The 1,135-nt window shown below is 71.4% G+C and carries 1 protein-coding gene and 1 pseudogene; both read left to right on the top strand.

Annotated elements, in window-relative coordinates; translation table 11 throughout:
- Positions 1–887: thioesterase II family protein (locus ACFU5O_RS37480; protein WP_384247509.1), on the top strand; the 887-nt coding region annotated here is incomplete at its 5' end.
- Positions 888–911: 24 nt separating this feature from the next.
- Positions 912–1,135: pseudogene (locus tag ACFU5O_RS37475) on the top strand (TauD/TfdA family dioxygenase); the annotation flags it as partial.

The following is a 1,135-nucleotide window of genomic DNA, read 5'->3' as shown; positions in this document are numbered from 1 at the left end:
CGGTGAAACTCGCCATCGCCCTCGACCGCGCGATCTCCCTCAAGGACATCACCCGCCACCCCGTCCTCACCGACCTCGCCACCCTCCTCGACAGCACATCCGAGGGGCGATCCGAGCTCCTGCAGTCGCTGTCGGAAGCGGACGGTACGCAGACCGGCGCGCTGGTCTGCTTCCCGTATGCGGGCGGCAACGCGGTGAACTTCCAGGCCATGGCCAGGGCGCTGCCGGGGAGCGGGCCGGCGGTCTACGCCGTCGAACTGCCCGGACACGATCCGACGGCCGGGAGCGAGCCGTTCGCGCCGATCGCGGGCGTGGTCGAGCAGGTCGTCGCGGAGATCACCCGACGCGGCCTGACCGGGGTCCTGCTGTGGGGTCACTCCTCGGGCGCCGCTCCGGCGGTGGAGACGGCGAGGAAGCTGCAGGAGCAGGGGGTGCACGTACAGCGGGTGTTCCTCGGCGCGCAGTTGCCCGGTGACGCCGACGACCGGCGCGCCGCCGTCGCCGCGCTGGCCGCCCGGAGCGACGCCGAGATCGCCGCTGGACTGAGCGCCGACACCGGCTACACCGGGCTCGACGAGCTCGATGCGCGGCAGGCCGAGCACGTCGGTGCCGCCTACCGGCACGACTGTGTGTCGGCGCACCACTATTTCGCCGAAGTCCTGGACACCCCTCCGGCGGTGAAGCTGTCCGCGCCGGTGACCGTGATCGTCGCCGCCGACGACCCGATCACGGCGGAGTACCCGCACCGGTACCGCGACTGGCAGTTCCTGGCCGAACACGTCGACCTGTACGAGCTTGCGGACGGCGGCCACCACTTCCTGCGCACCCGTCCGGCAGAGGCGGCGAAGGCCGTTCTGCAGGCAGCCGAATGGCCCTCATCCTCCTGAGCCGCGACCGAAAGGAAAAACGAGATGTCGTCCTCATCCCCGACATCACTTCTCGATGTGGAGTCGGAACCCGGCAAACCCCCGCTGCTGCGGGTCGGGACCCCCGGTGACGTGACGAGCTGGGCGGCCGAGCAGCGGGACGCGCTGCGCGCCGTCGTTGCCGAGCACGGTTCGGTCCTGGTCCGTGGCCTGGGGCTGCGTGACGCGGAACAGGCCGGTGCCGTCTTCCGGCAACTCGCGCCGACCGG

Origin of the sequence: Streptomyces sp. NPDC057445 (assembly GCF_042802855.1) — a bacterium.
Lineage (GTDB): Bacteria > Actinomycetota > Actinomycetes > Streptomycetales > Streptomycetaceae > Streptomyces.
The sequence above is the reverse complement of the archived record's forward strand: the minus strand, read 5'-3'. Positions and strand labels throughout refer to the sequence as shown.